The sequence below is a fragment of the Anabaenopsis sp. NIES-4685 genome, from assembly GCF_059725405.1.
Genome location: NZ_AP043602.1, coordinates 3,268,757 through 3,288,287, shown reverse-complemented (window position 1 = coordinate 3,288,287; position 19,531 = coordinate 3,268,757). Strand labels below are relative to the sequence as shown.

At 41.7% G+C, this 19,531-nt stretch carries 11 protein-coding genes and 1 pseudogene; 8 read left to right on the top strand and 4 right to left on the bottom strand.

What is annotated here, in order from left to right:
• Positions 1 to 11: 11 nt before the first annotated feature.
• The 4 genes and pseudogenes from AC6IZ0_RS14140 to AC6IZ0_RS14125 all read right to left on the bottom strand — a co-directional run bounded on the left by AC6IZ0_RS14140 (position 12) and on the right by AC6IZ0_RS14125 (position 9,626).
• Positions 12 to 1,718, bottom strand: coding sequence for an SDR family NAD(P)-dependent oxidoreductase (locus AC6IZ0_RS14140; protein WP_497723494.1), 1,707 nt, complete (start codon positions 1,716 to 1,718; stop codon positions 12 to 14).
• Positions 1,719 to 1,809: 91 nt separating this feature from the next.
• Positions 1,810 to 7,073: pseudogene (locus AC6IZ0_RS14135) on the bottom strand (beta-ketoacyl synthase N-terminal-like domain-containing protein).
• A gap of 247 nt (positions 7,074 to 7,320) precedes the next feature.
• Positions 7,321 to 7,599, bottom strand: a complete 279-nt coding sequence (locus AC6IZ0_RS14130; protein ID WP_497723493.1) for a hypothetical protein — start codon at positions 7,597 to 7,599, stop codon at positions 7,321 to 7,323.
• A 695-nt stretch (positions 7,600 to 8,294) separates the two neighbouring features.
• Positions 8,295 to 9,626, bottom strand: coding sequence for a ParB/RepB/Spo0J family partition protein (locus AC6IZ0_RS14125; protein ID WP_497723491.1), 1,332 nt, complete (start codon positions 9,624 to 9,626; stop codon positions 8,295 to 8,297).
• 664 nt (positions 9,627 to 10,290) lie between these two features.
• On the opposite strand from AC6IZ0_RS14125, the gene AC6IZ0_RS14120 reads away from it, so the two are divergent.
• The 8 genes from AC6IZ0_RS14120 to AC6IZ0_RS14085 all read left to right on the top strand — a co-directional run bounded on the left by AC6IZ0_RS14120 (position 10,291) and on the right by AC6IZ0_RS14085 (position 19,511).
• Entirely contained in the window at positions 10,291 to 11,490 is a 1,200-nt protein-coding gene (locus AC6IZ0_RS14120; RefSeq protein WP_497723490.1) for an ABC exporter membrane fusion protein, read from the top strand.
• Between the two features lie 42 nt (positions 11,491 to 11,532).
• Positions 11,533 to 12,711, top strand: coding sequence for an ABC transporter permease DevC (gene devC, locus AC6IZ0_RS14115; protein WP_497723489.1), 1,179 nt, complete (start codon positions 11,533 to 11,535; stop codon positions 12,709 to 12,711).
• Between the two features lie 39 nt (positions 12,712 to 12,750).
• Positions 12,751 to 13,755, top strand: a complete 1,005-nt coding sequence (locus tag AC6IZ0_RS14110; RefSeq protein WP_497723488.1) for an NAD-dependent epimerase/dehydratase family protein — start codon at positions 12,751 to 12,753, stop codon at positions 13,753 to 13,755.
• A 35-nt stretch (positions 13,756 to 13,790) separates the two neighbouring features.
• Entirely contained in the window at positions 13,791 to 14,753 is a 963-nt protein-coding gene (locus AC6IZ0_RS14105) for a glycosyltransferase family 2 protein (RefSeq protein ID WP_497723487.1), read from the top strand.
• 247 nt (positions 14,754 to 15,000) lie between these two features.
• Positions 15,001 to 15,474, top strand: a complete 474-nt coding sequence (locus AC6IZ0_RS14100; RefSeq protein ID WP_271733653.1) for a DUF2141 domain-containing protein — start codon at positions 15,001 to 15,003, stop codon at positions 15,472 to 15,474.
• A 77-nt stretch (positions 15,475 to 15,551) separates the two neighbouring features.
• Positions 15,552 to 16,811: a glycosyltransferase family 2 protein gene (locus AC6IZ0_RS14095; RefSeq protein WP_497723485.1), complete on the top strand. Its 1,260-nt coding sequence runs from the start codon at positions 15,552 to 15,554 to the stop codon at positions 16,809 to 16,811.
• Between the two features lie 91 nt (positions 16,812 to 16,902).
• On the top strand, positions 16,903 to 18,165 hold the full coding sequence (locus AC6IZ0_RS14090) for a glycosyltransferase family 2 protein (protein WP_497723484.1): 1,263 nt from the start codon (positions 16,903 to 16,905) through the stop codon (positions 18,163 to 18,165).
• Positions 18,166 to 18,239: 74 nt separating this feature from the next.
• Complete coding sequence (locus AC6IZ0_RS14085) at positions 18,240 to 19,511, top strand: glycosyltransferase (RefSeq protein WP_497723483.1); 1,272 nt, start codon at positions 18,240 to 18,242, stop codon at positions 19,509 to 19,511.
• Positions 19,512 to 19,531: the final 20 nt, after the last annotated feature.

Here is a 19,531-nt window from a genome sequence, read left to right as displayed (position 1 = left end):
CCTAAATGTTGCTAACTTTTCATTAATTTTGTTGACCAAATGATGGCATGAGCCCCCAGCATTTGGGAGTAGATTTTACCATGATTATCGTGGATAATAAAGTCTGCGATCGCACTACTTGCTGTTTTAGATTTTACTTCACAGGAAACATAAAATAGTTGATTATGTGGTGTAGGGGCAAACTGTTCAAACTTCTCTACCTTTCCGGGTAAACACCCTTCTTCATAAAAGTGCTGTGTCCATATCCACAGGGCGTGCATACTCAGGTCAGTTGTATAAGGATTTACCCATCTCACAGGAAATTGACCTTGTTTTTGGGCGCTGATCTCCGTCCACAAACATTCTGTGGTGATTTTTTGTTGAGTAATATTTAAAACTCTTTGCACTTGCTGAAATGAAGGTCCATGAAATAGGGTAGCGCCTCCATGCTGATAAAAATCTTTACCGGTATCGCTAATAATGTCATCTAAATTTAGATTAATAGATTCATAACTAGGAGGCTGGGGAATTTCCCGATGGAGATTAAGTTGAGCGCTAAAATGGTAATGGACTTTTCCCGCGGGGTTTTTACTCCATATTTTGGCTTTAACGACAATTTTTTCGCCGTTGATTTTCTCAACTTCTTCTATTTCTAAAGTGTGTTCTTTAGCTAAAGTGTCATTAAAGGTGATCCCCTTTAAAATCCTGAAATCTGTGTAATTAAATAATCGATAACCCGGATACATTTCCTCACAGGTATTAATTATCCATGTCATTGCACAAGTAGCAGGTAAAACAGGAGTACCAGCAATCACATGGTCATATAAAAAAGGATTAGCTTCCAGTGTCATCTGGCGACGGATACGATGAGTGCGCAGATAAGAATCTAACTCTGTGGTGGGGGGAAGAAGGGGACTACCAATCACAACTTGGGTAGTATCATGATGGGTGGGGTGTAGTTCATTAACTAACATTTGTGTACCTACATCCACCGGGATAATATCAATACCTCGTTCTGTAAAAGCCTTTTTCAGTTCTGGGGACACCATCCCACTATCCCAAGCGCCCCAGTTAATCGCAACTACATGACACTGAGGATAGTTTTGCTTGATTAAATGGGCTGACTTATTGAGGATTTCATTGGCGATCGCATAATCAGATTGGCCGATATTACCGTAAAATCCACTGACAGAGGAGAACAATACTAAATGTTCTAGTTGCTGAGGTTTTACACAGGTGAGGAGATTTTCTAACCCCTGGACTTTAGCATTATAAACCTTCTCAAAATCCTGGTCAGTTTTCTTGGAAATCAGTTTATCAGCTAAATTACCAGCTCCGTGAATAATGCCAGTAATGGTACCCACAGATTCTAATTTTTGCTGTAAATCTGTGACATTAGTGATATCCACACTAATATACTCTGCCTGAGCGCCCGTTGCTGCTAAACTGGCTAAAGTTTGCTTAATTTCCCGACTAGAAGCAATCTGATTATATATCTTCAAAACACTCATAGGAGTAGGCTTTTGACCCTGAGCTTGAAGATACTCCATAATACCTTTCTTTAAATCCGCCTCCGACTCACAGTCTTGAGCGAACTCCGGTTCAACATCCACAAGTTCCGAACGACCGAGGAGAATAAACCTACAAGGGTAGTGCTGGGCCATTTGAATGGCACATTGAGCAGTAATACCCTTAGCACCGCCACTAACAACAAAAACCATAGAAGACTGCGTATTCATATTATTGTTATTGATAATTTATGATGAGAAACTTGCACAGACGCACTAATGTGGGGGGGTGCGTCTGGTGCGTGAGATATAACCCCCAACCCTAGGGGAGGGAATCAGCGACCAAAGTCACACGACCTTGAGAACCGTAAGCCACTTCAGTGATATAAAGGTTGGGGTCATGCAATTCAGCGATAATGTGTGCTGCTGAGATTTGAGGATCTGCATAGGGACTTAAATCAATAGCGCGAGTAAAGACCCTTGGCCATTCCCAGTGGAGAGACTTAGTTAAGCCAAATAAACCAGCACCGATAACTGGGAAATTAACACTATGTTCTAATCCAAAAGCACCATCTAAACGAGTGACAGTTAAGAAACAACTGCGTTCATAACGGGCCAGTTGATTGAGAGATTGCTGGAGATGTTTAGCTATAAAGAAGATGTGCTTGACAATTGCTTTATCTTGTGGTATGTAAGCAGGTTGTTGATTGGGGGTAAATAGGGGATGAATGTGGATAAAAGCCCCAATATTGCCGAAGTGAGTGGCGATCGCAGATAATTTGTGTTGTAGTAATTCTTCGGTCATATCTGCGAGGACGACACGATTCACCCCCGCAGGTAAAGGGGATTGTTGGGGAACGATAGAAGGGGGGAAACTTAAGATCACCACTTTGCCACCGCGATCGCTTAAACTTTGAGCTAGTTGGGAAGTAGTGAGGGAGCCATCATCAGTGATAACGGTAACATATCCCTCTGGTAAAGCAAAATCTAAACTATCGGGGGGTGGCAAAAAATGCAGTTTAGCAGGTCGTCTGGTTACACCCTCAATTACCTGGACAGGTCTGGTAACTAAACTGCGACTGGGACTTTTTTTTTCACCCCCAGCCAGCTTCTGGAGGTAATCAACTATTTGACCGATGGTGCGGAGGTCTCCTAGTTCTTCAATATTGGGTTGGGGTAAATTGGGGTATTTTTCTTGCATTGCGCCCAATATTTCCACCCGTTTAATGGAGTCAATACCTAAATCAGCCTCCATATCCATATCCATTTCCAGCATCTCTACCGGGTAACCAGTTTTATCGCTAGTAATAGCTAACAAAGTTTCACCCAAATCTGCATAATCATCAGTAGTTGCTATTTCTAGTTCCATGGGGAGGGGAGTAGAGACAACCGGGGAGGTGGTATCTACGGGACTGGGAAGGACAGGGGGTTCTAGTATAACGTCTGGAGTGCTAGCAGGGGTTGTTATTTCTACAGCAGCATTACCAGACACATGGGATTGCAGATATTCTACAACTTGACCAATGGTGCGTTTTTCCGATAATTCTTCTAAATTAGGCTGGGGTAGTTCGGGGTACATATCCTGTAATGCACCTAAAATTTCTACCCGTTTAATGGAGTCAATACCTAAATCAGCCTCCATATCCATATCCATTTCCAGCATCTCTACCGGGTAACCAGTTTTATCGCTAGTAATAGCCAACAAATTGTTACCCAAGTTGGCTAGGTCAATATGAGGAGCAGCTGGTTTAGTTTCAATTACAGGTTCTGTATTTAGATCCCGGACTGCTGAGATAGATTCGAGAGTCTTGGGTATAGTGGTTTCAATTACAGGTTCTGTATTTAGATCCCGGACTGGTGAGATAGATTCGAGAGTCTTGGGTATAGTGGTTTGAATTACAGGTTCTGTATTCAGATCCCGGACTGGTGAGATAGATTCAAGAGTCTTGGGTATAGTGGTTTGAATTACAGGTTCTGTATTTAGATCCCGGACTGGTGAGATAGATTCGAGAGTCTTGGGTATATTTGCAGAAGGCTGGGGTATAGTTTCCTGGCTATGCTCCTGAGTTGTAGCTACAGAATCAGCGGAAATAATGTGAGAATATTCTTGTTGTATAAGTTGGAAAAAGTTTTTGGAGTATTCTAACTGTTCCAAAAGGTATCGTTCATGAATGCGCAGGGTTTCACCTTGGTGAGTGTGAAACTGCATCATCCCCCGTTCGAGACTTTGCTTGACAAATACTTGAAGTTGTGCTGCTTCTGCTAGAGATTTGCTGTTATTAAACACAGCGTTCTGTTGCTGCATCAATTGGAAAAACGCCTTGGTGTATTCCATCTGATGTTGCAGATAAGTCCCGTGGACTTGTAAATTTTCAGTTTGATTCTGTTGGAACTGGGTAAGGAGGTATTCTAAACTTTCTAGGGCTGTTTGGTAATTGACAGGTTTTTCTGGTGTTGGTTGCATCTTGGTCTCCGGACTGCTAACAGGATGGGGTAGGGTGGTTGACGGTTGACGGGTGACGGGTGATGGTTGGCTGTGTTTTTCAGTTAACAGTGAACTGTCAACAGTCAACCCATGATGTCCATTCTGCAAAGCTTGAGTAAAGGCGTTTTTGGTTTTTTCCGAAACATAGTTAACACCGTTTAAACGGACATTTAACGCCTTCTTCTGCTCAACTGGGGGTAGTACAGGTTCAACTTGGTAAGGGTCAAGGTTTTTTAAAGCTAGACCTAGGACGCGCAACTGTACAGCTGCTTCTCGTAAAGAGCGATCGCTGTTCTTTTGGGTGCTGGGGTTTAGGGAGATAGTCAGATGCGGGCGATCGCCTAAAATATCCTTGACTAAATTGCTGAGAATGCGGTGCGTCGAAATTCCACAAAGCAGGAACCACCAGCAGCATAGATATTTTCAATTTCCTGTTTAAACATCACGGAGTTAGCCAAGTGACTTTCCAAGATTTTTTGAATACCTTGGGGGTCTTGGGGATAGAGTTTACCCGTGACATTAGTAAAGACAGGAACTTGAGGCGGATTGAATTTAACAGACTTAGTGGCGATCGCAAAAGACTTTTGAGCAAAAGCAATCAGGGGAGTATGGAAAGCTGCGGACACAGGTAACAACACAGCAGAACAACCCTCCTGTTGTAAAGCTTGTCTGACCTTAGTGATCTCTGCGGTTGGCTCGAGCCAAGACCACTTGAGTAGGGGAATTAAAATTAGCGATCGTCACCAGGGGAAACTTGCGCAGCACCAGAGCAACCTTGCTCATATCCTCCTTCACCGCCAACATACTTCCCGCGTCGTGGTCTGGGTCTTTAGGCGCAGCCATAGCTTGACCTCGAGACTTGACTAGAAACAAATAATCCTGCTCACTCAAAACCCCTGCAGCCCACAAAGCAGTCAGTTCACCAAAACTGTGTCCGGCGACAAAATCGGATTTAAACCCAGCTTGTTGCAAAATAGAATACAAACCGGCACTAAACACCCCAATAGCGGGTTGAGCATATTCTGTGCGTTGCAGTGCTGCAACTTGCGCATTTTTCTCCGCCTCATCAAAAACGGGACGGGGGAAGACAATATCCGAAAGTGGCTGTAAATTATCCTTAAGTAATAAACTATCCATACAGCCATGTAAACGGCGCATGGTAGGAAAATTCATTACCACTTCGCGCCCCATTTCCAAATATTGCGAACCTTGTCCAGAGAACAGAGAAACCACCCTTCCCCCCAACTCCATTCCAGAGGAACGGTAATAAATACCCTGGGGATGTTCCCAAGCAGGTGCGGAAGCTTTGTGTTGGAGCCAGTCAATAGTAACTTGCATCAACTTACAGGCTTCTGGGACATTTTCAGCCACAAACCCCACCCTAGGAGCCACCAAAGGAATTTCCAATGATTGGGACTCTTTGACTAAAGCCGCAAAATGTCTATCACCACCATCCCCTTGCAACTTACCGAGGGTTTCTTGACACTTACTCAAAAGTTGTGCGGAGTTGTGAGCAAACAGCAGCACCTCATGGGCGGTACCATGTAAACGGTAGGGAAGGTTTTCTGGGGTTTCGTATTCTTCCAAAACCACGTGGTAATTTGTGCCACCAAAACCGAAAGAACTGACACCAGCACGTCTTGGGGGTTCCCGTCGGCCTTGATCCAAGGTCTGGTTTGAGTATTCAGATAGAAAGGTGAATTTTGGATATCGAGTTTAGGATTCGGCTGAGTAATATTAATAGTTGGGGGTAAAACCTTGTGATGCAGTGCCAAAGCTGTTTTAATCAGACTTGCAGCCCCAGCAGCGGCTTTAGTATGTCCAATTTGGGACTTGACACTACCCAAAGCAATATGCTGTTTTTGGGAATCATGTTTGCTAAAGTAGTCCTTTAAAGAACCGAACTCCGTGGGGTCACCAGCCATTGTCCCAGTACCGTGGGCTTCCATTAACCCTACTGTAGCGGGGGAAAAACCAGCATCATCATAAGCGCGTTCTAAGGCTTTAACTTGGCCTTCCTTGCGGGGAGCATAAATACTCTTGTAGCGACCATCGCTAGAAGTACCAATACCTTTAATGACTGCGTAAATTTTATCATTGTCCCGTTGGGCATCTTCCAGGCGTTTGAGAACAATCATCCCAATACCTTCGCCGAGCATCATCCCATCAGATTGAGCGTCGAAGGGCTTGACATTTTCACTGGGGGAAACCGCCGGTGTTTTACTGAAAGAGATGTAAGCCATGATGGTGTTATCAGTATCCACACCACCTGTGAGCATCATATCAGCCCGATATTCCACCAGTTCACTAATGGCCATTTTCAGAGCGCCAAAGGAACTAGCACAAGCAGCATCAACTACACAATTGGTTCCGCCAAAGTTGAGGCGGTTAGCAATGCGTCCAGCAACGACGTTGGCTAGCATCCCAGGGAAAGCATTTTCATCCCACTTGATATAGGCGCTTTTGATTTTTTCGATAATTTTTTGGGTATCTTCATCGGAAATACCACTGCTTTTAAGTGCCTTTTCCCAAACAGGATACTCTAACCGGGCGGAAAGTGGCATTCCCAATTGCTTGGCCATGGCCACGCCTAAAATTACCCCGACATTTTCACGGCTAAACTCCCGAGAGTCGCCATAGCCAGCATCTTCCATTGCTTCTTTAGCTATGACTAAACTTAATAGCTGAGAAATATCTGTCACTTCTAAAATGCTCGGAGGAATACCAAATTCCATGGGGTTAAAATCTACCTCGGGAATAAACCCACCGCGTTTACAATAGGTTTTGTCCTCAGGGGTTCTGGGGTTAGGGTCGTAATAATCTTCGATGCTCCAGTGTGTGGGGGGAACCTCAGTAATACAATCAATTTTGTTAACGATATTTTGCCAGTATTCCTGTAAGTTCCTAGCTTGAGGTAAGAGCGAAGCCATACCGACAATGGCTATGGGGTTTTGTTGTAATTTTCTATTAATCTTATTAACTGACATGGGTTTCTCCTGGTGCGATTTTTTTTCCTCTATTGACCTAATCAAAGTTTTCTCAACACTGTTGATAAGGCTCTCCAACTCTGCCATGGCCGTATCAATTGAATAAGCAGACATAGGGCATATACTGTTGTTAAGTAGTGTGAATTATGATTGCTCCTGTGGCGAATCTGTAGCAATTCCTAATTCATAATTAAGAAGTCAAATGACATTTGGTTGCTGCTCAGAATTACACATTTGAATATGATTCTTGTTGTGGGTTAGGTAATTCCTACTTACATGAAATATGCTGTAATTGCTTGTTTGTAAAATAACAATTTTGTCACCCTAATTAATTTTGAAATACAGCATTTTTGAAATCATGTTATACAGCACTGGATTCTTGATATTGAGGTAATAGGTCAATGACATTGTTGAAACTAGAAAAATAGTCTCGGAGTACGTTAGCTGGTTGACCCGTGAATTCCATCCATTCGTAATGGTAGAGATTTTCAGCAATTGTATCCCACTGGATCAGGGGAAACTGAGGAGTAACCACTAGGACAGAAACGCTTTTTTCGCCCAAACTAGTTTGGGTATCTAGCCTAACCGCAGCAATGTAGCTGGTGTTAATCACAACGTTCTGTATCTTGATAAATGCCATAGACAGTTTCAGCGTCCAGATAATTTATTTTAAGCAATTTGACCCAAAAAAGTTGACAATTTCGTTACAGAAAAAACATCCCCCTTAATTCTGAATTAATGTAGTTTTCTGTAGAAATACTCACACACTTATCAGGTGATGCCATGGCGGTTAGGTTTAGTTTTGCTTTTTTAATTTTCCACAGAATAACTAATTTCCTTACCGATTTGAATCGTCTGAATTAATAAAAAGAATAGCATGATTCACAGAAACTAAATCATTGGTTTAACTGATTTTTATAAAAAAACTAGATTCTGGCTGGTTTGGAACGGCAAAACATCGCGAATTGTAAGTATAATTTATGTCTAACACCCTAGCAAAATAATCAGCTAAATTGTTTATAAATCATTGTTTTCATGTCAGCACGTATATATAGAGAAGTAAATTAACGAAAATAAATACATAAATCAACTGCATAAATGTTTGCCTGGATTTTTCAGAAGAACATGATAATTAACGCCAAAGATGAGAAAATTACTAAACACAAAATTACCTAGAGACAATAATCGTAATTTATAAAGCAAATATTAAATTATCAGATGGTGCATAATAAACAAAATTTATTTCTTATGAATCACCTCATAATTGAGGATATTTATTAATATCTGACAAAGCTGTTACAGACTGATATTATTGTTTTTTTCACCAGATCACAACTAAGACGGCAATGGGATTTTATGGGGTACTTTACCTGTCCATTGTTGCCAGCGGATGATTCCCCGATTCACCAATTGGGGATTTTCATCGCCAATAAAACAGATGCGCGCCATTCTTTCACAAGCAATGAGAATTTCACCGTTTCCCATAAACGGAGCAATGACAAAATTATGCTGATGGGTATATAAATTAATTAAGTAGTTGACAATACCCTCAACCCCATCAACATTAATTGGTGTCTGTGGCTGAGATATGGATTGATGGGAAAAAATGCCCACATAAACATTACCAAGAACTAATTCATATTGAAAGGGCATTTGGCTATGGCGGTAAAAATCATAAATATGACCCGGTGAACGCAACACCGCCACCACCCGCGCCTCATCTACCAAGTAATTATGCTCCCAAGTGGGGGAAAGGGTGGCGATCGCTAAGGCTGCATCTGATGGTAACAGGTTTCTAAAATTTAAACTAGCAGTATGATCACAATACAGTAAATGCCGGTCTAACATCCATTGTTCACCGAGTTTCACCCTGGGGTCATGAGTAGCAATAGCTGATTCTGGCTGGGGTTGACCTTTTTTAAGTGCTAACTTAGCCTCCCTTTGGGCCATAGCACTTTTGTAAGCTAATAACTGTAACTCTTTTTGCTTGGCTCTGGCTTCCACAATTACTTGAGCTAATCGTGTTGATTCTGCTTGGTCTCCCTTGACCTGTTGCTGACTCCAAGCCTGATGAGATTCCTCGGCCAACACACGTTCTTGATTACCAGCCCTAGCTATCTTCAGTAGTGCTGTAGGACTATTAGCAATTGGGGAACCCTTAATAATTTCTTTAACTTCTGGGTGGATACCTTTAGCAATCTGCTTACCATGCTGAAAGGTGCGTTCAGAGTAGCCCACTTCTTTGGCTAACTCCACAGTGCGCTTGAGGGGTGGTGAAACGGTTTCACCACCTTTAGTGGTATATTGATTATCGCCCACCTTAGCCCTAACCCCCATGCGCTCTAAAATTTGGTCTCGCTCCCACCACAATTCTGACCGTTCCAGGGGTTCTAACTCATTACGAATCAAATTCTCGTCAATTTCTGCCAACCGGGATTGGTCAGAGTTTTCATAGTTGACAATATGACATTCAACAGTTTCTAGCCCCAAAAGTTTGCAAGCTGTCAACCGATGCAAACCCGCAATTAAATTTAGCTGTTGATCCACGGTAATCGGGTTTAATAAACCATTAGTCTGAATGGACTCCTTCAACTCATTTACCTTGTCGCCTTTAACCGGACGGCGGTTACGACCAATGCGGATTTTATTTATAGGAACTGTAGCCATAGTTACTCAACTTCCCTACAGGTAAAAAATACCATTAAGTATATAGCCTCAGTATACCCAATCCGTAAACAATAAATCTAAATTCCTGTTCCCTGTTCCCTGTTCCCTGTTCCCTGTTCCCTGTTCCCGATTCCCTGTTCCCTGTTCCCTGTTCCCTGTTCCCTAAGATGTTTTAAAAGTTATCAAACAACCTCTAAATTCACATTGACAAGATGATAGTTTTCTGCAATGATTAAACACGAGATGATACAGGTTTTCCTGGTTAAGGTTTCTCTGCACTACATGAATCCGGAAATTTAGACCTTTTAGCACATAAAGCCTTTTTCAGGCTCATGAAGTACACACCAATTCCCTATTCCCTATTCCCTGTTCCCTGTTCCCTCAAACTAAAAAAAATTGTACCTCACGAGCATGGTAAATGCTATATATTGTAATTTACACTACTTCATTTGAGATGAAATTAGGATAAAACTAAGGAAGATTTGCAGTGACACCATAATTAAAGTTTGCGGATCATCTAGGAATTTAAGGCAGCTGTATAGGCGTACGACAATTTATATAGAACCAATTAGACCGCTGAGTTTACTTAAGTCAAACCGTTGATTACGTTCACATCATCAGGCCATTTAGGCTGTCCCTGGCATAGCACAATTGGAATAAAAATATGGCAGCAAACAAACAACGCCTGTTACTCATTAAACCCCGAGGGCGGTGGCGGATCATTGTGGCGGCTTGTATCAGTTTAGCCACTGGATTAGTAATTTACAGCTTTTCACAAAATCGACTTAGCCAGGAAGTGACAACTTCTCCAGAAAATTTACCCCAGGCTGCTCCTGTAAAACAGGCGGTAACAGCTTTGGGACGTTTGCAACCTGAAGGGGAAGTAATTAATTTATCTGCACCCAATTCAGTCAACGGTGTGCGGGTAGAAAAAACTTTAGTTAGGGAAGGAGAAGCAGTCAAAGCTGGTCAAGTATTGGCATATCTAGAAAATCATCAGCGTTCCACTGCGGCACTGCAACAGGCTTTAGACCAACTAGAAATTGCTAAAGCTAAACTAGCACAAGTCCAGTCTGGCGCTAAACCCGGAGATATTGCCGCCCAAAAAGCTGCGATCGCAGGTTTAGAGTCCCAATTAAAAGGGGACATTGCAGCTCAACAAGCCACAATCAACCGCCTCCAGGCCCAACTAGATAACGCCCAAACCGAAAACAATCGATATCAACAGTTATACACAGAGGGTGCTATTCCCGCCTCCTTAGCAGATACAAAAGCTTTGCAACTCCAGACCCTACAAGAGCAGCTCAAAGAAGCCAAAGCCAACCTCAAGAGAACTGAAAATACACTCCAAGAGCAAATCAAACAAGCCAAAGCCAGACTTAACAGTTTAACAGAAGTACGTACTGTTGATGTACAATTGGCACAAGCTGAAGTTAATAGTGCTGTAACTGCTATCAAACAAGCCAAAGCGGACCAAGAATTAACTTACCTCAAATCTCCCATAGATGGTAAAGTTCTGAAAATTCATACTAAAACTGGGGAAGCCATTAGCAGCAATGGATTTGCTGAGATTGGGAAGATATCTCAAATGTATGTAATTGCAGAAGTGTATCAAACTGATATTCAAAAAGTAAATTTAGGTCAAACAGCCACCATTACCAGTAACGCATTTCCCGGCAAAATACAGGGAACAGTCAACGAAATCGGTTGGCAAGTTGACAGACAACGTATCTTCAGTCTTAATCCCGCAGCAGATACAGACCGCAGAATAGTGGCAGTCAAAATTAGCATTAATGACCCCGCAGATAGTCAACGGGTAGACCGTTTAACTAACTTACAAGTGGATGTTGCCATTCAAATCTAATTACACACCCTTCGAGACTACAAAATCCAATGGTATTAAACCATGAACTTAAAAATTCCTTTAGCATGGCTACAGCTAGCCCAACAAAAAGTTAGGTTTTTAGTAGCTGTAGGTGGAATTGCTTTTATTGTGCTGCTGACATTTATCCAGCTTGGCTTTCAAGATGCGCTTTATTCTAGCGCCACTGCACTGCATCAAAATCTTCAAGGGGATTTATTTTTAGTTAGTTCCCAATATAAAGCCTTGACCGCCAGTCAAAGTTTTTCCCGCGGTCGTTTATACCAAACCTTGGGTTATGATGGTGTAGAGTCAGTTAGCCCCATATATTTGCAATTTGCCAAATTAAAAAATCCCGCCAGTGGCGAGAAATATTCTATCTATGTAATTGGCTTTGACCCGGGAAAATCTGTATTCAATATACCAGAAGTTGCCACCAATTTAGACAAGCTCAAAATTCCGGATTTCGTCCTTTTTGATCGCATTTCCCGCCCAGAATTTGGCCCCATCGCCAGTAATTTTACTGCTGGAAATACTGAGCAGACAATTGAAATATTCGCCTTTGATGCTGCCATTGGTTACAGAGTCAGAGTCGGGGGATTATTTAGCTTAGGCCCTTCTTTTGGTGTTGATGGTAACTTAATTGTCAGTGATTCCACTTTTTTTAGGATCAATCCTAATACTCGCCCCGCAGACATGATTGATATTGGTGTCATTACCCTTAAACCCGGCACAAATCCTGATGCAGTTTTGCAACAATTAACCGCCAGTTTACCTAATGATGTCCAAGTCTTTACTCGTCAAGGCTTTATTGATTTTGAGAGAGAGTATTGGTCTGTGAGAACACCCATCGGTTTTATACTCAACCTCATGCTAACTATGGCTTCTGTGGTCGGTGTTGTCATTGTCTATCAAATCCTTTACAGCAACATTGCTAATCAATTAATTGCCTACGCAACTTTGAAAGCGATTGGATATGCTAATGGATATTTACTAAATGTAGTTTTTCAGCAAGCATTAATCCTGGCTGTGTTGGGTTATATCCCAGGTTTTATCCTCTCCATAGGCTTATATAGTTTTGCTATGGAAGCGACTAAGTTACCTATCATGATGACTGCGAATAATGCCATCATCGTTTTAGTTTCAGCAGTGCTCATGTGCATTACTTCAGGGTCACTAGCTATTAATAAACTTCGTTCCGCAGACCCTGCTGATATATTCTAGACCAGACTATTAAGTAATTTACCCATTCCTGATATCTCCATGAACCTGCAAAATAAAACTCTCTTAATCACTGGTATTGATGACTTTATCGGTTGTCGTGCGGCAGAATTAGCCATAGCCCAAGGAATGAAAGTTAGAGGACTACAAAGTTCTCCTCATGTCAACAAAACAACCCAAGATTTAGGTATTGAGATCATTGTCGGTGAGATTACAGATGCTAATATTGCTCAAAAAGTCTGTCAAGGTGTAGATATTGTTTTACATACTGCTCAAATTGCTCAAGAAGGCGGCCCAATTAAAGAATTTCGTAGCGTCAATGTTGGCGGTACCCTGAATATAGCGAAAGCCGCTAAAAATGCTGGTGTGAAAACTTTTGTCCATCTTTCTAGTGTAATGGTATATGGCTTTAATTATCCTGATGGTGTGACAGAAACTGGGACACTATCGGGGGAGAATAATTCCTACTGTCAGACCAAAATAGAAGCCGAAGCCGAGCTTTTACCCCTGAATTCTCCCCCAGATTTTGGTGTAATTATTATCCGCGCTGGAGATGTTTATGGTCCAGGAAGTCCTGCTTGGGTAGTGCGACCAATTTTAATGATGCGTCAAAAATTATTCGCCTATGCTAACGATGGTCAGGGTGTAATGAATCATGTATATGTAGATAACTTGATTGAGGCGATTTTTCTTGCAGTTGCAAAAGAAACCTACGGTGAAGTATTTAACATTACCGATGGTCAACAGACCTCCTGGAAAGAATATTTTCTGCGTTTAGCAGCAATGGAAGGTTTATCTGCGCCTATGTCTTTACCCAAAGACGAAATGAAGTTATTTCTTAAACTCCGCGCCCAAGGTCAAAAACTTTTTCGCAAAAAGGCTGACATCCTACCAGAATCTGTAGATTTTATGAGTCGTCCTTATGCTTATTCCATTGCTAAGGCCCAAACTCTATTAGATTACAAGCCAAAAATTGACCTGGAAGATGGTTTGAGACTTACACAAGCGTGGCTGCAAACCACTGATATCGAAAAGATAGGTAAATAGTTTTTGTTTCGCCATTTTACCAAACATCATACTATATGAGCAACAAGCCGAAGTTAAGTATCGGATTGCCTGTCTACAATGGCGAGAAATTTATCAAAGCAGCCCTGGATTCACTTTTGGCTCAGACGTTTGCAGATTTTGAGTTGATTATCTCAGATAATGCTTCTACAGATCAAACTGAAGCAATTTGTCGGGGTTATGCAGCGCAAGATCAACGGATTCGTTACTATCGTAATCAAATTAATCTTGGTTGTGCGCGTAACTTCAATCGTGTGTTTGATTTGTCTGTGGGTGAATACTTTAAATGGGCGGCTTATGATGATTTACACGCCCCAGACTTTCTGATCAAATGTGTGGAGGTACTTGATCATAACCCAAAGGTAATTTTGTCTCATTCTCATGTATGTTTTATCGATGAGAATGGTAATTTTCTGGACAACTACAATATTCACCTCAAGACTGATTCACCACAACCCCATGAGCGCTTTCATGAGTTACTCAGTAAACATCTGTGCTATCAGTTATATGGAGTAATTCGCGCTAGCGCTCTCAGGAAAGTACCACCTATGGGGAGTTATGGTACTGCAGATGGCATTTTATTATTAAGGATTGGTTTGCTGGGGGAATTTTACGAAATCCCAGAATACTTATTTTTTGCTAGAAGCCATTCGGGACAGTCATTGAGTATGTACTTTCCCAATTATCATTTGTTGAACCAAGGAAAATCTCAAGATAATCGGAGAATTTTACCTGATTTGTATGCTTATGCTCTGTGGTTTGACTCAGCTAATAAGGCCAAAATCTTATTGCCACATTGGAGAATAGTTTGGGAATATATGCGCTCTGTTTGGCTATTTCCACTGAGTCTTGAGCAGCGTCTACGTTGCCACATCAGCATTTATCAGCAGTTGCAAGGTAATGAATATCTGTTGCTTAAAGATTTACTAAAGACTCCTCAAATAGTATTTTCTTTATATAAAACAGCTAATCACTCCTAAGAAGATGTTTGATAAGTTTTCCACAGGTAATTTTTATCTTAGGGAACAGGGAACACCGGAACAGGGAACAGGGAACACCGGAACACACAAAAAACAAGAAAATCCAGTCCCCTCCCCTTACAAGGGGAGGGTTAGGGAGGGGTCAAACAATAGTTGATACACTAATCATGACTTGACAAACATCCTCTAAGAGCAACTGCTGTCATCAATGGTTCAAAGTAAAATCACCTTTTCAGGTCAGGTAAATATGTTGAAAATCACACATCTGAGTCGTTTAATCCTAGCTACTTTATTGAGTATTAGCTTTGCCAAAACAGTCAACGCCAAACCTACTACAACATTAACAGTTGTAGTCGATGGTATTAATAATCAAAAGGGTGAGATTTGTATGGGTGTTTACTCTAGTCATAAAGGTTTTCCCTTCAATACTAATGCAGTTGTCAAAAGCGCTTGTGTGGAGTCTACAGGGGGAAGTTTAACTCATGTTTTTTCCGGTTTGAAGCCGGGAAATTATGCAGTGGCCGTCATGGATGATCAAAATGGCGATCGCAAGCTTAATAAAGACTTCCTTGGTATACCTCAAGAAGGTTTTGGTATTTCCCAAAACCCCACCGTTTCAATTGTTACCGGTACACCCAAGTTTCATGATGCCAGCTTTTTACTAATACGAAATCAAAATACCACCATCAACATTTTGATGAAATATTCCCTGGATTCATAAAGGGGAATAGGGATGGGGGATGGGATGAGTCGCGACTCGCTATTACACAAGGCAAAATCCGCCGGAGACTACTATATATGAAAGAGTTGACGATATTCATTACTCAGTCTCTGCTGGGTTGGCTGGCTATTCAAATGTGTTTAGCAATGGTTTTTCTATTCTACCTCAGATCATCAAAATCGCCAAATTTATCAGCCGATGAACAGTTACCCAAAACGGCGGTGATTCTTTGTCTACGGGGAGCCGATCCTTACTTGTCTAACTGTGTGGAAGCACTATTAAATCAGGATTATCCAGAATATGATTTAAAGGTGATTATTGATAGTCAGGAAGATCCAGCTTGGCTTGTTAATGAGACTATCAAAGCACAAGGAGCCACGAACGTAGAAATCAGCCCCCTGAGGGTTATACGACACAACTGCAGTCTTAAATGCAGTTCCCTGTTGCAAGCTGTGTCAGAATTGGATGATTCCTACAAAGCGATCGCCTTAGTAGATGCTGATACCATTGTTCACCCTCATTGGTTACGTCAACTAGTGAGTCCTCTAGCTCATCCCCAAGTGGGAGCGACCACCGGTAATCGTTGGTTTGTACCCACTGGTAAGTATTGGGGGTCTTTAGTCCGCTATATAGGTAATGTATCTACCGTTGTGCAGATGTACTTGTTCCGAGTTCCTTGGGGTGGGACTTTAGCAATTAAAACAGATGTACTACACCAAACAGGTCTGCTAGATAAATGGGGGGAAGCTTTGGGGGAAGATTTTATGATGCACAATATCCTCAAAGAACATGGGTTGCGAGTTCAGTTTGTACCTTCTCTAATTATGCTCAATCGGGAAGAGTGCGAGTTACTTGGCTTCATAGAATCTCTTAAGCGACTGCTCTTCTACTGTCGACTTTACCATCCCTCTTGGTTAGCCATCATTGGCGATGCTGTGTCTAGTATTCTGTTTCCTTGTGTGGCAATAGTATTGTTTGTGTTATCGTTGCTAGATACACAATGGGACTTAGCGTTTTTACTGTTAACTACCTATTGCATTTATACTGTGGGGTTACTCTTAATCACCCTGATTTTAGAGTTAGGAGTCAGTCAAGTAATTCGCGCTCATGGTCAACCAACTACAAAATTATCAATGGATATAGTCAGGAAAATCTTCCTTACTATTCCTCTGACACAGTGGGTATATGGGTTAGCTTTAGTAGCTTCCCTAGGAATGTCAACAGTTAAATGGCGTGGTATTATTTATCGTGTAGAAAACCCCTGGAATATCCGATTACTTGAATACCATCCCTATGATACCCTAGATCAGCCCATTGATGGGAAGATTTCTCTTTGATGTCAATTATGCTTTTTGACTGAGTAACAAGACCGTCACTTCCATTGCTCTACTTCATTGCCCAAGGTCAATCACAGCGTAGGAACTAAAGATGAATGAATTAGTAATATTCCTATGCAAATGTTTAACCGTTGGCCTGGCTGTTCAAGTGTTTTTTATGTTAGTCTTCTTATGGTATCTACAGTCATACAACAGAACTCTGTTACCAGATGAAGAATTACCTAAAACAGCAGTGATTCTCTGCCTCCGTGGTGCTGACCCGTTTTTGAGTGATTGTTTAAAGGCGCTTTTGAATCAGAATTACCCAGAGTATGATTTAAAAGTGGTCGTTGATCGTATGTCAGATCCAGCATGGACTGTTGCTACTCATACAGTGCAGGAGCATGGAGCGGCTAATGTTGACATCAGCCCTTTGAGAATTATCCGCAAAAATTGCAGTCTCAAATGTAGCTGTATTATCCAAGCCATTACTGAGTTAGACCCTTCCTACCAGGCGATCGCCTTAGTAGATGCTGATACCATTGTTCATCCTCATTGGCTGCGTGAATTGGTCACCCCCTTAGCAGACCCCAAGATTGGCGCGACAACCGGTAATCGTTGGTATGTACCTAAAGGTAACCATTGGGGAACTATAGTTAGGTATATGTGGAACATCTCAGCGGTAGTACAGATGTACATATATGGTATCCCCTGGGGTGGAACTTTAGCGGTAAAAACAGCAGTCCTGGAACAAACAAAATTGCTAGATCACTGGGGAAAAGCTTTCTGTGAAGATACCATGATGGGTGACATCTTGGGTAAACATAAACTGCGGATTAAATTTGTCCCCTCTTTAATCATGCTGAATCAGGAAGAGTGCAATTTATCTGCCTTAAAATCCTGGATGCAGCGCCAACTACTGTTTTGCCGACTTTATCACCACCACTGGTTAGCTGTAGTGGGTAACGCGATTTTAACTATCTTGTTTCCTACTCTTTTGAGTGTATTGTTTGTAGCAGCTTTCCTAACTGGACAATGGTATGTTGCCATATTATCCTTTAGCTACTATACCAGCTATGTACTCTCACTACTGCTAATTACAGTTTTTTTAGAGCGAGCAGTAAAGTTAGTCATTCGCTCTCATCATCAACCCCACACCCAATTATCCATGACCGTAATTTTCAAGATGTTAATGGCAATTCCTTTAACACAATGGGTTTATGGACTAGTATTTCTCTCTTCCCTGCGGATGTCAAAAGTTAAGTGGCGGGGTATTACCTATAAATTCCAAAGTCCCTGGAAGATTCAGCTAGTTGAATACCGCCCTTACCACCCATCAGAACAACCAGGTGCATCAAATATTTCCCTCAATTGATATGTAAGCCGAACAGGAATCATGTGTAAAAACATGATTCTTTTGGCACACAAATATAAAAATTAACTCAAATCATGAACAAGCAACCCCTTCGCATCGCGCTATTTACAGGATTATATGCACCTTTTTTGACCGGGGTTTCAGTTGCAGTCCACCAACGGGTACGCTGGTTACTACAACAAGGCCATGAGGTCTTTCTTGTCCACCCAGAAATTAATGATCAGTACCCGAAAAATGTGGGTAAGCGCCCCATGTCAGGACTCGAAGAGTTAGAGCATTTTCCTAACTTTTCTGCTTATTCTTTCCCGACAAAACCACTAATTTTTTATAAGTCCTTACCCCAACCATTACACTATCGCCATTGGAGTGATACCAAGTTATTAGAAAAATTTGAACCCGATATTATAGTAGTAGAAGAAGCACCGCAAATGCGAGGCTTTTATTCACTATTTTTGCAAGGTTATGGCCGCCCTATTGGGGTGGAATACGCTAAAAAAACCCGCACCCCCATTATTTCTATTTTCCACACCGATATTGTGGCTTACATCCAATACTATTTGGGTAATCTATTTTTCCAATTAATGCGTCCGATTATCCCCCTTTTAGTTAAACAATCTACCCAAGTCTATGATGTCAATTTATTTCCTTCCCAAGCACAACTCCAGAAGTATCAGCGCCTAAATTGCATCCGGGGTGAATATGTTCCTTATCAAGGAATTGACTGTCAAAAATTTCACCCGCGTAATATCATTTATAACCCCATTCCCCATGACCACAGACCCACGATATTATTTGTGGGGCGCATTACCGCAGAAAAGAACGTCACCCAACTTATAGATATGTTCCCCCTGATTGCGGCGGAAATTCCGGATGTGCATTTAGTCATTGTCGGTAGTGGTCCAATGGATAAAGAATTGCGCCGGCGATCGCAAAAGTTTGGCTCTGGTATTACTATCTGGGGTGAGTCCCATGGTACAGAACTTTTAGGTTGGTTTGCTCGTGCAGATGTATTCGTTAACCCTTCTGTAACCGAGAATTTCTGCACTACAAATAACGAAGCTTTGGCTTCTGGTACCCCCGTAGTAGCTGTGGTTACACCTTCCACCTCAGAGCAAGTTTTTCCCGGTGTGAATGGCTTTTTAGCTCAACCCAACAATCTACGAGATTTTGCGTATAAGGTAGTAACAATTCTTGGTAACCCCCAACTGAAAGAAGAAATGACTCAACAAGCTCGCCCTTCTATTATTGAATATGATTGGTCTGCCTGTACACAGAAGTTTGAAAGCAAGCTTTATCAGCTAGTTGAAGGTTCTAAAAAGTATCCCAAGCGCCAGACTGCGGTTTAAAAACCCCTGGAAAATCATCT

Coding starts and splice junctions, on each gene's coding strand:
- AC6IZ0_RS14100 (WP_271733653.1), top strand. CDS start 15,001: ATGTTGAAAATCACACATCTGAGTCGTTTAATCCTAGCTACTTTATTG.
- AC6IZ0_RS14130 (WP_497723493.1), bottom strand. CDS start 7,599: ATGGCATTTATCAAGATACAGAACGTTGTGATTAACACCAGCTACATT.
- AC6IZ0_RS14085 (WP_497723483.1), top strand. CDS start 18,240: ATGAACAAGCAACCCCTTCGCATCGCGCTATTTACAGGATTATATGCA.
- AC6IZ0_RS14110 (WP_497723488.1), top strand. CDS start 12,751: ATGAACCTGCAAAATAAAACTCTCTTAATCACTGGTATTGATGACTTT.
- AC6IZ0_RS14125 (WP_497723491.1), bottom strand. CDS start 9,626: ATGGCTACAGTTCCTATAAATAAAATCCGCATTGGTCGTAACCGCCGT.
- devC (WP_497723489.1), top strand. CDS start 11,533: ATGAACTTAAAAATTCCTTTAGCATGGCTACAGCTAGCCCAACAAAAA.
- AC6IZ0_RS14090 (WP_497723484.1), top strand. CDS start 16,903: ATGAATGAATTAGTAATATTCCTATGCAAATGTTTAACCGTTGGCCTG.
- AC6IZ0_RS14140 (WP_497723494.1), bottom strand. CDS start 1,718: ATGAATACGCAGTCTTCTATGGTTTTTGTTGTTAGTGGCGGTGCTAAG.
- AC6IZ0_RS14120 (WP_497723490.1), top strand. CDS start 10,291: ATGGCAGCAAACAAACAACGCCTGTTACTCATTAAACCCCGAGGGCGG.
- AC6IZ0_RS14095 (WP_497723485.1), top strand. CDS start 15,552: ATGAAAGAGTTGACGATATTCATTACTCAGTCTCTGCTGGGTTGGCTG.
- AC6IZ0_RS14105 (WP_497723487.1), top strand. CDS start 13,791: ATGAGCAACAAGCCGAAGTTAAGTATCGGATTGCCTGTCTACAATGGC.